The sequence below is a fragment of the Rossellomorea sedimentorum genome (assembly GCF_046237645.1).
GTDB classification, from domain to species: Bacteria; Bacillota; Bacilli; order Bacillales; family Bacillaceae_B; genus Rossellomorea; species Rossellomorea sedimentorum.
The window spans coordinates 2,274,670-2,288,104 of sequence record NZ_CP143546.1; the positions used below are offsets into that span (position 1 = coordinate 2,274,670).

The 13,435-nt window shown below is 41.6% G+C and carries 13 protein-coding genes; 5 read left to right on the forward strand and 8 right to left on the reverse strand.

The window, feature by feature from the left end:
- Window positions 1-234 precede the first annotated feature (234 nt).
- Genes V1502_RS11220 through V1502_RS11235 form a run of 4 tightly spaced genes read left to right on the forward strand, consistent with a single transcriptional unit; the run spans window position 235 to window position 3,980 of the window.
- Window positions 235-1,596, forward strand: a complete 1,362-nt coding sequence (locus V1502_RS11220; RefSeq protein WP_409250736.1) for an ATP-binding protein — start codon at window positions 235-237, stop codon at window positions 1,594-1,596.
- Window positions 1,597-1,610: 14 nt separating this feature from the next.
- Window positions 1,611-2,294, forward strand: coding sequence for a response regulator transcription factor (locus tag V1502_RS11225; protein ID WP_409250737.1), 684 nt, complete (start codon window positions 1,611-1,613; stop codon window positions 2,292-2,294).
- An 18-nt stretch (window positions 2,295-2,312) separates the two neighbouring features.
- Window positions 2,313-3,230: a F510_1955 family glycosylhydrolase gene (locus V1502_RS11230; protein ID WP_409250738.1), complete on the forward strand. Its 918-nt coding sequence runs from the start codon at window positions 2,313-2,315 to the stop codon at window positions 3,228-3,230.
- A gap of 18 nt (window positions 3,231-3,248) precedes the next feature.
- Window positions 3,249-3,980, forward strand: coding sequence for a sulfite exporter TauE/SafE family protein (locus V1502_RS11235; RefSeq protein WP_409250739.1), 732 nt, complete (start codon window positions 3,249-3,251; stop codon window positions 3,978-3,980).
- A gap of 237 nt (window positions 3,981-4,217) precedes the next feature.
- Here V1502_RS11235 and V1502_RS11240 read toward each other — a convergent pair whose 3' ends face one another.
- From V1502_RS11240 to V1502_RS11265, 6 genes are all read right to left on the reverse strand, one after another.
- Window positions 4,218-4,685 (reverse strand): NUDIX hydrolase, encoded by a 468-nt coding sequence (locus tag V1502_RS11240; RefSeq protein ID WP_409250740.1) that lies wholly within the window; start codon window positions 4,683-4,685, stop codon window positions 4,218-4,220.
- 215 nt (window positions 4,686-4,900) lie between these two features.
- Window positions 4,901-5,335 carry a hypothetical protein gene (locus tag V1502_RS11245; RefSeq protein ID WP_409250741.1) on the reverse strand — a complete coding sequence of 145 codons (435 nt, stop codon included), beginning with the start codon at window positions 5,333-5,335 and terminating at the stop codon, window positions 4,901-4,903.
- Between the two features lie 328 nt (window positions 5,336-5,663).
- Entirely contained in the window at window positions 5,664-6,341 is a 678-nt protein-coding gene (locus tag V1502_RS11250; RefSeq protein ID WP_409250742.1) for a type 1 glutamine amidotransferase domain-containing protein, read from the reverse strand.
- Between the two features lie 89 nt (window positions 6,342-6,430).
- Window positions 6,431-7,369 carry an NADP-dependent oxidoreductase gene (locus V1502_RS11255; protein WP_409250743.1) on the reverse strand — a complete coding sequence of 313 codons (939 nt, stop codon included), beginning with the start codon at window positions 7,367-7,369 and terminating at the stop codon, window positions 6,431-6,433.
- A 52-nt stretch (window positions 7,370-7,421) separates the two neighbouring features.
- Entirely contained in the window at window positions 7,422-8,522 is a 1,101-nt protein-coding gene (locus V1502_RS11260) for an NADH:flavin oxidoreductase (RefSeq protein ID WP_409250744.1), read from the reverse strand.
- A 174-nt stretch (window positions 8,523-8,696) separates the two neighbouring features.
- Window positions 8,697-9,278 (reverse strand): TetR/AcrR family transcriptional regulator, encoded by a 582-nt coding sequence (locus V1502_RS11265; protein WP_409250745.1) that lies wholly within the window; start codon window positions 9,276-9,278, stop codon window positions 8,697-8,699.
- A 399-nt stretch (window positions 9,279-9,677) separates the two neighbouring features.
- Here V1502_RS11265 and V1502_RS11270 point away from each other — a divergent pair, with 399 nt between their 5' ends.
- The gene (locus V1502_RS11270) at window positions 9,678-10,181 is read left to right on the forward strand and encodes a hypothetical protein (protein WP_409250746.1); all 504 of its coding nucleotides are present in this window, start codon (window positions 9,678-9,680) and stop codon (window positions 10,179-10,181) included.
- Between the two features lie 603 nt (window positions 10,182-10,784).
- Here V1502_RS11270 and V1502_RS11275 read toward each other — a convergent pair.
- Together V1502_RS11275 and V1502_RS11280 are read right to left on the reverse strand one after the other, a co-directional pair.
- On the reverse strand, window positions 10,785-12,839 hold the full coding sequence (locus tag V1502_RS11275; protein ID WP_409250747.1) for a heavy metal translocating P-type ATPase: 2,055 nt from the start codon (window positions 12,837-12,839) through the stop codon (window positions 10,785-10,787).
- A gap of 145 nt (window positions 12,840-12,984) precedes the next feature.
- Window positions 12,985-13,329: a four-helix bundle copper-binding protein gene (locus V1502_RS11280; protein WP_409250748.1), complete on the reverse strand. Its 345-nt coding sequence runs from the start codon at window positions 13,327-13,329 to the stop codon at window positions 12,985-12,987.
- Between the last annotated feature and the right edge of the window lie 106 nt (window positions 13,330-13,435).

A 13,435-nucleotide genomic window follows, 5' to 3' on the forward strand; every position in this document is an offset into this window, starting at 1 on the left:
TGTACAATGAAGTAGTCATTAATGAAGCTTTCGTATAGATTGATGCTAACGGAAAACCCAAAGGGCCGGATTTTTCAATTTAATACGAGCGCTTTTCTCTGAACTGGATGAATTACTCTTTTCTACCTTGCTTACCATGATAATTTCTGTATTTAGTATGGCTATATCTCTTGAACTTCATCGGGAAAATCTACAAAGTGTTAGATAAGAGCCTTAATGAAATGGGGATTTATGATGAAAAAAATATCCACAAAACTTGCTATCTATTTCCTTGTAGCGGTTTTGATTATGGAATCCTTGCTGATGGCCTATCTTTATAACAATATGATTGATTCAAGGATCCAGGAGGAATTCCACTCCATTCTTTCCAGGGGGAACAGCCACCGGGATGTATTAGAAGATAGTTTTACAGAAGGCACCCTCGATCATATTGCTCTTATGGAAACCAAAACGGACACTGAAGTCGTCATCACGGATGAGAATAAACAAATTATCACAAGTTCAAAGGATGTGTCTGCGGGTATGATGGATTTGATCAAGGAGCATCCGCCGGATTTTTCCAGAGAAGGACTGCTGATCGAATCCAATTGGAAAGAGATGAACTACCTGGCCACCGTTACGGAGTACAACACTGGTTCTCAACAAGGGTACGTCTATATGTTTAAAGATACAGAACCCCTGCGGTCATTAATCAAAAAGTTGAATTCACATTTCCTTCTTGCGGGAGTGTTGAGCTTGGTTATCATTGCCATCATTTATTACCTTCTGTCCAGGATACTGACCAGTCCTCTCATTAAAATGAAAGAAGCGACTGAACATCTCAGCAATGGGTATTTCCAGGTAAAGCTGCCGGACTTCGGGAAAGATGAGCTGGGCGAACTCTCTAATTCCATTCAAAAGCTTGCAAAGGATCTTGAAACCATTCAAAATGACCGGCTTGAGTTTCTGGCCAGTGTCTCCCATGAACTCAGAACGCCCTTAACCTACATACAGGGGTACACCACTGTCGCCCTCCGGGACGGATTACCGGAAGATAAAAGGCGGGAGTACCTGAAGATTATCCAAGATGAATCTGGACGAATCGTCCACTTGATTGAAAATCTATTTGAGCTCGCAAAGATTGACCAAAACAACTTTACCATCTCCAAGCAAGAGATTGAGTTATGCCCGCTGATTCAGGATATTGTGGCCAAGGTCCGCCCTGCATTCAACCGGAAGAACATCACTCTGCACATTTCCTGTCCCAGAAGCGTGTATGCTTATGCCGATCCCATTCGCTTGGAGCAAATCATCCTTAACCTGCTGGATAACGCCTTAAAGTATTCTGAGGAACATACAGTGACCAGAATTACTGCCAGCTCTGCAGATGAGGGCAAAATAAGAATAGGTGTGTCCGATCAGGGAGTAGGAATACCTGATAATGAACTGCAAAATATCTTTAAACGGCTTTACAGGGTTGAAAAATCACGTTCCCGTGAAATGGGCGGTTCAGGACTCGGCCTTTCCATCGTTAAGGAGTTAGTTGAAGCCCATGGAGGTTCGATTAGCATCCAGAGCGAGGAAACCAAAGGTACAACTGTGGAAATACTGATTTAAAGGGGGGGAATTTCTTGAGTAAGATACTATTAGTAGATGATGAAGCCAGGATGCTCAACCTGCTGGAGTTATACTTGGAACCAAAAGGCTATTCTTGTGTGAAAGCATCTGGAGGATATGATGCCATCCTAAAGTTAAAGAAAGAGCAAATAGACCTTGTCCTTCTTGATGTCATGATGCCTGAAATCGATGGCTGGATAACCTGCAGAAAGATCAGGGAATTCTCAAATGTTCCGATCATCATGCTCACCGCAAGAAGTGATAAAGAGGATGTGATAAATGGTCTGGATGGCGGGGCCGATGATTACATCACCAAGCCTTTTGATGAAGATATATTGGCGGCACGTGTCCATGCCTTATTGAGAAGGCAGGATTCAAATCTGAATGGCCAAAACAATGCGATTGCAAGAGGAGAATTCAGGCTGGATACAGAAGCCTACACCCTGCACTATCAAGACCTCTCCCTTGCTCTCACTTTAAAGGAGTTTCTCTTGCTCGAAGCTTTAATGAGACATCCGGAAAGGGTTTATACTAGAGAACAACTGCTTTCCATTGCCTGGGATATCAATGCAAGCACCGATATACGCACCGTTGATTCCCATATAAGGAATCTGCGTGATAAACTAAAAAAAGTAAACATTCCAATTGAAAAGCACCTGACCACGGTGTGGGGAATCGGCTATCAATGGAAAATATAAAGGATTAGAGGGATTACGATGAAAAAAACAAAAGGGATCTTCTTTACAACTGCATTAGCCTTGGTCATTACAGGCTGCTCTTCAGCAGAGGAAGAATATGAATTTGTAAAAGCCGACAGAGAACAAATTGACCATATCCATGGTGCAGGCTACCCAAACAATGGCGATGACTTTTTCCTTGCCACTCATGACGGACTCATGAAATATTCTGAAGGAGAATGGCTTGAAGCCAACAGCAATAAGCACGATTATATGGGGTTCCAGCCTTATGACGAAGGGTTCTACTCCAGCGGCCATCCCGAACAAGGGTCAGATTTGGAGAATCCGCTTGGCTTGATCAAAAGTAAAGATCAGGGTGCATCTATTGAAAAACTGGCTTTCTACGGCGAAACAGACTTCCACTACTTGGCTGCCGGCTATGGATCAGGCGTCATCTATGTCATCAATCAGCATCCTAACTCTGAACTGGATAAAGGATTTTATGTCACTGAAGATGAAGGCGAAACGTGGAAGAAAATGAGCATGGCAGGCTTCAATTCAGAATCCATCGGTAACATCGCCGCCCACCCTTCTGATAAGAATGTAGTGGCCATCGGCGGCAAAGACGGTGTGTTTTTCTCAGATGATCAAGGAGAAAATTTCACCCAGGTGGCTGATACCTCCATGGTAACCAGTGTCGCTATGAACAAAGATAACGGGTTAATCGCAAGCATTCAACAAGATGGTATTCAGTTATTGGATTGGAATGTTTCCGAGGGCAGTGTCTCTCCATTCCCTACCCCTTCCCTTGAAGGAGACAACCCGATCATGTATATTGCTCCACACCCGCAAAATGAGCAGGGATGGACTATTGTAACTTATAAAAATGAGATTTATACAACAGAGGATAACGGAGAAAATTGGAAAGATATTTCTGATATTGGAGAGAACTCTTAAACGATTGGCAGTGAAAGTATGTATGGAATACTATCCAAAATCAGCAGCACATTAAGCGAACCATTTTTAAATATCGTGAATAGTGTCATGGACTACCCCATCCTCTTTGCAGCCATTCTGGGACTGATCGGGGCATTGGCACCTTGTCAGCTGACCGCCAATGTCAGCGCGATTACCATTTATGGCAATAGGACCGTGCAATCGAAGACGGACTGGGTCGAAGTGCTTTACTTTTTATTGGGAAAGGTCGTCGTTTTCTCTCTACTGGGATTCCTCGTATGGTGGTTAGGATCAGAGTTTCAGAAGACAACGACAATCTTCTTCCCTTATTTCCGAAAAGCCATAGGGCCAATGATCATCTTAATTGGATTATTTTTAGCCGGTGCTTTTAAGATGAGATTTCTCGAAAAGATTTTTGGACATATACCAGTCAAAATGGGGAAAGGCAAAACGGGGTCTTTCATCATGGGGGCGAGCTTCTCCATCGCCTTCTGCCCAACCATGTTCGTTTTATTCTTTGTTTCCTTAATGCCGGTGGTAATCGCCAGTCCATCGGGCATCATCCTGCCGTCCATATTCGGCATCGCCACTTCCATTCCATTGCTGATCATCCTGTTCGTTATGCAGTTCCTTGAAATGAACGGATCGGTGATGAAAAAAAGCCGGAAAACCGGGGCTGTCATACAAATATCAGCGGGAATTCTGCTAGTCATTATAGGTGTATTTGATACGATTACCTATTGGGGGTAAAAAAGCTCAGAGAACCTCTGAGCTTTTTTAAAATCCATATATGTATTTTTTAATAAGTTCCCCAGTCCCCCATATCAGAAGAAAGAGCACCTCCACAAACATAACTTGTTGAAAAGCAAGATTATCATTACCAACGAGCATTTACTAATCTGCTAGTATTCTGTTAACTTCTAAATTAACTATTGAAGAGTAATCGCACGAAAGCCTTCTTTCCTTTCATTCTCAAAAAATTACATACTATTGCTTCACCACAAGGTATTCTGGTGTTAGAGGTAAAGCAGTTAATGCTGTTCTTAAAAATTCAGGATATAGTTGGACATTTGACAGCTCACTAATTGCAGTCCATTTATAAACCAATCTTTCTCCTTCTACACCATAAAAAGGATTTTCATCAAATTTAAATGAATGATCAACTGATTTAACTAAATAGTAAAAACCTATCTCATGAAAGTCTGTTTCATTATAATTAAAGAAGTTTTCTACTAGCCAGACTAATCGGTCTATTATTATATTTACATTAAGTTCCTCCAGAAACTCCCTTCTTAAACTGGATTTGGAGTCTTCTGAGATTACTACTCTTCCACCAGGGAGTGACCAATGATTATCATCGACGGCCCTATGTAAAAGGACATGTCCATTTTCCACCCAGATTCCTGCCACTCTGTAATTAAATACTGCCTTTTCTGTATTAAACACTACGTCCATTGATCTGTTTCCTCTCCCTTTAACAACGATATTTAATAGCCTGATAAAATGCTGTTGGACTTTACTAATGACTATTAAAAACAATTTATATGATAGGATTTTACACCACTTAATTAGCAAGAATACCAATATCCCCTGAGGTTTTTACCATTTCATTGAACTCCCCCATTAACTGCAAACAGATGGAGAAGTAATATATTCTCCCGTTTTTCACCCTAAAAACTTTCTGCCAAAGAAATGAGCATACCCTTATCACTTAAGTCAGTAGTGAAGAGATATTTATAACTATCTTGTTTGGTTTTCCGCCATTTTAATACATATTCATTTTTTAGCGTAATCCAGCTGATATCTGCTATTTTGTCACTGGTGACCTCTTCACTAGGGCTATCGTCAAACCAGGAAGATGCTATCATATAAGTGATTTCTTTCTCTCCCTTTTTATAAAAGACTTTTGTGACCGGATGGGTAAAATCGTCATTTTTATGGGTGATCTTCGTAACCTTAAACCCCTCAGGCATATCAGGAATTTTTAACTCACCGATTTCTTTTTCTGCTTCTTCTAAATTAGTAAAACTTAAATGTTCTTCAATAGAACAAGCCGCAATGATAAAAATCAATAAAATAATCGTTATGAGAGTTTTTTTCCTCAATGACATCCCCCTTACATTCTCCCTTTAACTTATTACCAATTATTTCATTTAGCTCCATTTATCACAACCTTAAACACACTAAAAAAGCTTTTTGTGCTGAATAGTATCCTACTATGAATGAGATTCATGGGTTGAGTATGCAATTTTACAATGAACAAAGCTATATCAAACTCACAAAGTTTCTATCTATTGATTCTTCTCTGAACTCATTGGCTTCAATACCAACTCATTAAAAAATGCTCAGAGCCTTAATGGCTCCGAGCATTTTCAAGATCGGATATTGAACAAGGATTACTTCCTGTACTCAAACCCGTTATATTATCTTATTTTATTTCTTCTCCAGGGCTTTGACTAATTCTTCACCCATCAATTCAGAAGAAAATGGATCACGGCTTGTCACGATTTGGTCATCCGCCCAAACAGCATGAGCGTTTTCATTTAGATCTCCTTTATCATATTGCGAGATCTTTGTCATTTCCTGCTCAAGGCTGAACGGAAGGATATCAAGCAACCCTTCCGGCTCAATTTCATCCGGGTATCCTGTCACTTTCTTTCCTGCAATAATGCTTTTGCCGTCAGGGCGGAGCGTCCAGATTAATGGAGCCGGACCATGACATTCAGCTGCCACAATTCCACCGTTATCATAGACAGTATTGATTATTTCATGTAAATTTTCGTCTTTGGCAAGGTCATACATTGCTCCATGACCACCTACAACTAAAACGGCATCATATTCTTCAGGCTTTACGTCTGAAAGCTTGTGAGTTTCATCTGCTCGACCTGATTCATATAGAGCTTTGTACGTTCCTTCTGGATCATAATCAGGTAAAAAGCTCGCCTGGTCTACAACAGGTTTTCCGCCCAGCGGAGAAGCTATATCCACTTCATGTCCTGCTTCTTCCAAGGCATTTAACGGGGCAAATAGTTCTTCTCCCCACCAGCCAGTTTCATAATCATTTTCTTCATCTTTATATCCACTTGATAAGACAGCTAATACTTTTGCCATTTTCTATACCTCCTAAAATGTATGTTAGTATTAAATAATACCGCAATTTATATTTACCCACAGTGATAGGCGACTATCCTTGGATGCGTTTATTCCTTCACCTGAATAACAATCTTCCCGCGTGCATGGTGAGTTTCACTCAATGCATGTGCGTCTTTCAGTCCTTGTTCGCTGAAGTCGAACGTCTTGCTGATGACCGGTTTCACTTTCCCTTCCACATACAGGTCAGCTAATTTCTGAAGTTGTTCTCCGTTTGGTTCCAACCAAACGAACCCGGCTTCGACATTATGTCCCGCTGCCTCTTCTTCTGAAGGCGGCTGCACGATTGAAACAAGCTTACCGTTATCTTTCAGCACTTTGTAACTCTTTGATTGAATGTCTTCTCCCATGGAGTCGAGAACAAGGTCATAGTCAGTCAATTCTTCACTGAAGTCTTTTTCTTTGTAATTGATGACTTCATCTGCACCAAGCGATTTCAAGAATTCAATATTGCTCTCGCTTGCTGTTGTCGCAACATATGCACCAAAGCTCTTGGCGATTTGGATGGCAAAGATTCCGACGCCTCCTGCCCCAGCATGAATTAACACCTTGTCCCCTTCTTGAATGCTTCCAAAGTCTACAAGGCATTGCCACGCCGTTAATCCTGCAAGAGGGATGGATGCTGCTTCATCATAACTCATTTCTTCCGGCATTTTAGCAAGAAGATTTTCCTCGACAGAAAGATATTCTGCATATGTTCCGCGGTTTGTCGTTGCCGGACGAGTGAATACACGGTCGCCCTCTTTGAAGTCTGTTACATTGCTTCCTGTTTCTACTACAACACCTGCTGCATCCCATCCTAAAACGATTGGGAATTCAAAAGGAAGCATTTCCTTTAAATATCCCTCACGTACCTTCCAGTCAATTGGATTAATGGATGTTGAATGCACTTCCACTAACACCTGGTTCTCTGAGATGCTTGGCTTTTCAATATCCTTCTCTTTTAAAACAGATTTGTCTCCATATTCTTCAATAACGATGGCTTTCATTTGTTCTCCTCCTTATTTCAAGTCAAAACATAATATTGTCTATCGTGAAGGTTTACAGCGGCTTTACTTCAAAGTCTTTTAACACAGCCTGCGGCAAGAGAATTTTTTGGAAGTCAAAGTCCTCTAAGTCGGTGCCCTCTTTCACCTTATTCGCCCAGTCTTGGTTTGCCAGTGCTGCTTTTCCAATTGTGACAATATCAGCTTTTCCATCTTGGAGTACTGCTTCTGCTGCCTTAGGGTCACCCAATGAGCCATTGGCAATCACTACAGTATCCGTATACTTTTTCACGAGTTCAATCAATGACGGTCCTGTCTCGCCGAATGCCGGGGAAGCCGCATCAGGTTCAGCAATATGAATATAGTCAACGCCTGCTTCATCAATCTTGCTGAAAATCATTTCAGCGTCTGATTCGCCGCCTTTCCATTTATGCTCTCCATCATTTACCTTTGCCTGGGACAGACGGATTCCAACTGGGTATTCATCCCCAACAGCTTCACGAACCGCTTTTATTACCTGGATTGGAAGGCGCAGACGATTTTCGAGAGAGCCGCCATATTCGTCTTCGCGTTGATTTGTATAATCTGTTAAAAATTGATCCAGGACATATCCGTTCGCTCCATGTATTTCAATGCCATCAAAACCGGCTTCCTTGGCGTTTTTTGCCCCATCCACAAAGCCTTTGATCACATCTTCAATATCTGTTTCCGTCATTTCCTTTGGCATCGCAAATTCTCCACTTCCGCCATAGAAACCAAGCTGTTCGCCTTTCGGTTTAACGGCAGAAGGCCCGGCCGTTTCAGAAGTGAAGCGGTTCCCCTGTGATAAGGCACCTGCATGCATGAGTTGCATGAAGATTTTTGCCCCTTGCTGCTTCACGGATTCGGTTACCTTTTTCCAGGCATCGATTTGTTCGTTATTAATGATACCCGGTTGATTTCGATACCCTTGGCTGTATTTATCATCTGTATACGTCCCCTCAGTCAGGATGAATCCAAAACCGCCTTTGGCAAAATTCGTATAGTACTGCGCCATATCCTCAGTTGCCAATCCTTCAGGCGTGGCACTGGTACGTGTCATTGGAGCAAGACCGATACGGTTTTCCAAGGAAATACCTTTAATACTTGTTGTAGAAAATAATTGATTGTTCGTCATGATAGAAAATACCTCCATATGTTTGTCTTTTGTAGGATGAATTTATATGCCTAATGTTATTCCTTTTCTATAAAATTCTAAACCTGTACCAACCGGTAGGTCCAATAGTAACAAAAAAAGAAAAACGGAGTCAACGGTTTTGCCTCGTTGTATTCTGTTTTCCTTTATAAAACGTCAACTATGCAATTGATAATCATCTTTTATCATTTTGATAATATCTTTTAATACTTGTACATCCTGCTTTGTTTTCATTAATAGGATGCCGCCCTCGATGACCGCAATCATCCCGCGGGCTTTATTAAATGTATCTAAATCAGAGAAGTTCTCTTCATTTTGCTTTATCTCTTCCAGGTTCTGTTTAATTTTCTCTTCCCACTTTGCAAAGAAACCCGCGAGCTTCTCTCTAAAAAGGGGCTCATGCTCACTTAATTCTATGGCAAGGTTTCCGATGGGACAACCCCGCTTTCCTTCAGTGTTAAGCTGTAATTCCAGGATTTTATCCAGCATGTTTTGAAGCTTTACTTTGGGAGGGAGAGATTGATCAAGAATCTTATCAAATAATTCTTCGCCCATTTCATAAATAAGGTGATCAATAACGGCTTCTCCTAAATCCCTCTTCGATTTGAAGTAATGATAAAACTGTCCCTTCCCTATTCCTGTTTCAGCTAAGATTTCAGAAAGCTTGGTATTCTCATAGCCTTTAGAGTGAAAAAGAGTGGACACAGTACAGATAATGTCATTGACTTTTGGATTCATACTTCTATCGCCTCCTCTCCTCACAATGAACATTCTTTTATCTTGGCTTTTTTCTAAAACTTTGTTGCTATTCACTATAATATTCAAAAGAAAAAGCCCTATTTCACAGGATTTATCCTGGTAAACAATAAAGAAAAGAGCCATTCACCCTTTTGTTAGATAAGCCGTTGTACCCGAGGGAAAAATCCGGCCTTCTGGATTTTTCCGATTGCAACAAGGTATACGAACACAGCGTTTATCTCTTATGAATTTTATCATTAGTCAAGGCAAAACGAAAGGGAGCAGTTGTGTTGCCCTTTTATGGCTGCAGAACTAAAAAATATACCATCCTTTGCACAATTTCTGCAAAAACCCGGGGTACTGTTCTATTGATACCAATTTTCAGAAGGAGGAATTCATATGTTAAAAATGTCAGAGACAGGCTTGATGGCAGAACATTTAGTCATGCATGACGGGGTGATGCACCGATTATTGGAAAGCAAACTCCATGTACAGGATGAAAAGCTGAAAAAAGTTGTTTCTAAACAAATTGATGTCTTGAAAGAGCATGCGGAAACAATGATGGATTTCCTAGGCTATGATGGTTCACTTTCGTTCAGTGAGATGGATAAGGAAACAGAAAATTATGCCAGCAAGGTATTAAGAGACCGCCACGTTGCGTTAGACGGCTTGTTTACCGCTAATTCTTTATCTAAAACGAATTATACACACAGTACTGTAATGAAAGACAAAGAGGTAAAAGAAACACATGTCCGCATGGCTATGGATCAGATGGAAATTGCCAAACAATATGAAGAAATTATTAAAGAGAATGGCTGGTCTGTCCAACCATCAGCAGATTCCGAAGAAACATCAGAGATTGTTGATCAAATTAAAGAAATGATTGAGAAACCAAAAGAATAATTCAAAACGAACATAAGAAATCGAGTATGAAACACGAAGTTTCATACTCGATTTTTTGCATTGTTTCTATTCCTCCCACATTGTGAGAATGTGTATGGGATGCAAAGATAACTGTTGAGGCATATTTTCAATATGGAAATAAATACAAATCAATAGGTCCTTATGGTAGAATATCCCGAGAGGAAGAATATCAAAAATACGTTTTTTCAGGGGGAATGATGAAAGGATTAGCTTTGATATTATTGCTTTTTCATATCCTTGTGACAGGATTGTGGGTTGCAAATTCACCGTACTTGTTTTCTTTGTGGGGTGTGGTTCTATGGGTGGTTTCCATTATATCAGGATTTGCGGTTTATAAAGGACTCAAGGGGGCAAACCTTTTAAAGAACCTTATAGTGAGCTCGAGTTCTTTTATGGTATTTTTAGTCCTCATAACGATTTTCATTCATTTTACAGTAGCTTCTATGCCTTGATTTCAATTGGCAGTAATCCACTTAGAAAAATACATACTATTAACAAAAAACTCAGAGTCACGACTCTGAGTTTTTTGATTGACATAGAAGACTATTTGAGTTCCCTGCCTTTTTCTGGTATATTTTTTCCTTAAATCTTTAGAAAGCGGGCATTAATCGCCACAATCACCGTACTCAGGGACATGAGTACTGCTCCGACTGCCGGACTTAGAACGATGCCAGCATTATACAGTACTCCGGCTGCAAGCGGAATGGCGACAATATTGTAACCGGCCGCCCACCATAGATTTTGAATCATTTTCTTGTAGGTTGCTTTGGAAAGCGCGATGATAGAAACCACATCATTCGGGTTACTTTTAACCAAAATGACATCAGCTGTTTCCATCGCCACATCCGTACCTGCTCCAACCGCGATGCCCAGGTCGGCATTTGCCAGTGCGGGGGCATCATTCACGCCGTCACCTGTCATGGCCACTTTCAGCCCTTCACCTTTCACTTCTTTAATCTTGTCCGCTTTTTGGTGAGGAAGCACTTCCGCATATACTTCATCCAGGTTTAAATTTTTTGCTACCCAATTGGCGACCTGTTTGTTGTCACCAGTTAACATCATGGCTCTTATATTGAGATCTTTCAGGCGTTTCATGGCTTCCTTCGAGCTCTCCCTTACCTTATCCGCCAATGCAATCATCGCAGCGAATGCACCGTCGACCAGGACAAACACCACCGTTTTCCCTTCACTTGATAACTTCTGGAAGGTGTCTGTATCATAGGTAAGGTTTTCTTCGGCCATATATCCTGGGCTTACCACCATGACGTTCTTGCCATCAACGATTCCTTTAAGCCCTTTCCCGGTCATGGATTGGAACTTTTCGGGGTCCGTTAACTCTATGGATCGGTTTTCAGCTTCCTCAAAAATTCCCCTGGCAATCGGGTGTTCCGATTTGGCTTCCAATGAAGCTGCAAGCCTGATGACTTCTTTTTCCTCATACCCATCTGCCGTTTTAATATCTGTGATCCCGAACTTACCTTCTGTCAATGTTCCGGTTTTGTCAAAAACAATGGCATCCAGGTTTCTTGCCCCTTCAAAGCTTGCCCGGTTCCGGATCAGCAAGCCGCGTTTCGCCGCAATCGCCGTCGACCTGGCGACAACAAGAGGTGCCGCCAACCCCAATGCATGCGGGCAGGCAATGACCATAACCGTCACCATTCTTTCCAAAGCGTACACAAAGCTCTCCCCAATGAACAGCCAGACGCCAAGGGTGATCAGTCCAGCGAGCAACGCCATATAAAACAGCCATTTGGCTGCCCTGTTAGATAAGTCTTGAGTCCTTGATTTTGACTCCTGTGCTTCCTTTACCATGGTGACGACTTGGGACAGGTAGCTGTCTTCCCCTGTCTTTTGAACTGTCACCGTCAAAGACCCTTCTCCATTGATCGAGCCGCCGATGACTTCATCATCTTTAAACTTTTCAACCGGGACTGATTCCCCTGTCAACATCGATTCATCAAGAGAGGATTCTCCTTTGATGATCATTCCATCAACCGGCACCTTTTCTCCAGGCTTGATTAAAACATTGTCCCCCTGTTTCAATTGGGAGGTTGGTACATCTTTTACATTACCCTTTTCATCAATGAGATGGGCTTCTGATGGCATTAATTTAACGAGCTCTTCCAATGCACGCGAAGCGCCCATCACCGATTTCATTTCAATCCAATGACCGAGAAGCATGATATCGATCAGTGTCGCCAATTCCCAGAAGAAGTTTTTCCCGGAAAGACCGAAGACCGTAAGTGAACTATACACATAAGCCACGGTGATCGCCAAAGCAATCAGGGTCATCATGCCGGGCTCTTTTCCTTTTAACTCATCGAAGGACCCTTTAAGAAACGGCCACCCGCCGTAAAAGAAAATAAAGGTAGAAAGGCCAAATAAGATATACATATCTCCTGGGAATCTGAAATTCAACCCAAGAAAATCCTGTATCATAGGGGAAAGAATCAGAATCGGAAGTGTCACCACTAACGAAATGTAAAACCTTCTTTTAAAATCATCCACCATGTGGGCGTGATGGGAAGCGTGATCTTCCTGGTTTCCATGCAGGTGATCATTTTTATCACCATGTCCCTCATGAGAGGAATGGTGGTTATGATGATCATGATTCTTATGATGATCATGGTGTTCCATACAAACGACCTCCTTTATTACAATAGTTCCATTTAGTAATGCCCTGAAAATATGCAGAATGTATGAAGTAAATTTTATTTTTCCTCTAAAAAAGCATAACGGCAATTGCCGTTATGCTTGGGAATACACACACTATCACTTGATATTATCCAGCCATTTGTCGGCATGCATCCGCACATTGTCTGCAAACTTCCGCACATTCCTGGCAATGTGCATCTTGAAACTTCGCACACTCAGCTGCACATGCATCACAGAATTCAGCACATAGCTGGCAATGCTGCTTGGCCATGGAGCTATTGCGAGCCATAAGTGCCACAGACTGCAGGCACATTTCTGCACAGTCATTGAGCATCTGAAGGCAGTGGGCTCTGGCCTGAACGTCCGGCTCCTGAAGACAAGCTGTTGCACATTCATAACAAGCCCTGGCGCATCGTTCACATGACTCAATACAAAAATCCATTTCTTTAGGGGATGAAGATAGAATACCCATAGAAAATAACCTCCTTTTAATAGCAGTTCAGGAGTATTATGTTCTTATTTTGTATGAGTATTCACTTCAGGCGGCTGTCAGGTACTTTTGAATGCCCTTAATTTAT

Excerpts from the sequence above, each read along its gene's own strand:
- V1502_RS11220 (WP_409250736.1), top strand. The coding sequence starts at position 235 with ATGAAAAAAATATCCACAAAACTTGCTATCTATTTCCTTGTAGCGGTT.
- V1502_RS11230 (WP_409250738.1), top strand. The coding sequence starts at position 2,313 with ATGAAAAAAACAAAAGGGATCTTCTTTACAACTGCATTAGCCTTGGTC.
- V1502_RS11235 (WP_409250739.1), top strand. The coding sequence starts at position 3,249 with ATGTATGGAATACTATCCAAAATCAGCAGCACATTAAGCGAACCATTT.
- V1502_RS11240 (WP_409250740.1), bottom strand. The coding sequence starts at position 4,685 with ATGGACGTAGTGTTTAATACAGAAAAGGCAGTATTTAATTACAGAGTG.
- V1502_RS11250 (WP_409250742.1), bottom strand. The coding sequence starts at position 6,341 with ATGGCAAAAGTATTAGCTGTCTTATCAAGTGGATATAAAGATGAAGAA.
- V1502_RS11255 (WP_409250743.1), bottom strand. The coding sequence starts at position 7,369 with ATGAAAGCCATCGTTATTGAAGAATATGGAGACAAATCTGTTTTAAAA.
- V1502_RS11260 (WP_409250744.1), bottom strand. The coding sequence starts at position 8,522 with ATGACGAACAATCAATTATTTTCTACAACAAGTATTAAAGGTATTTCC.
- V1502_RS11265 (WP_409250745.1), bottom strand. The coding sequence starts at position 9,278 with ATGAATCCAAAAGTCAATGACATTATCTGTACTGTGTCCACTCTTTTT.
- V1502_RS11270 (WP_409250746.1), top strand. The coding sequence starts at position 9,678 with ATGTTAAAAATGTCAGAGACAGGCTTGATGGCAGAACATTTAGTCATG.
- V1502_RS11275 (WP_409250747.1), bottom strand. The coding sequence starts at position 12,839 with ATGGAACACCATGATCATCATAAGAATCATGATCATCATAACCACCAT.
- V1502_RS11280 (WP_409250748.1), bottom strand. The coding sequence starts at position 13,329 with ATGGGTATTCTATCTTCATCCCCTAAAGAAATGGATTTTTGTATTGAG.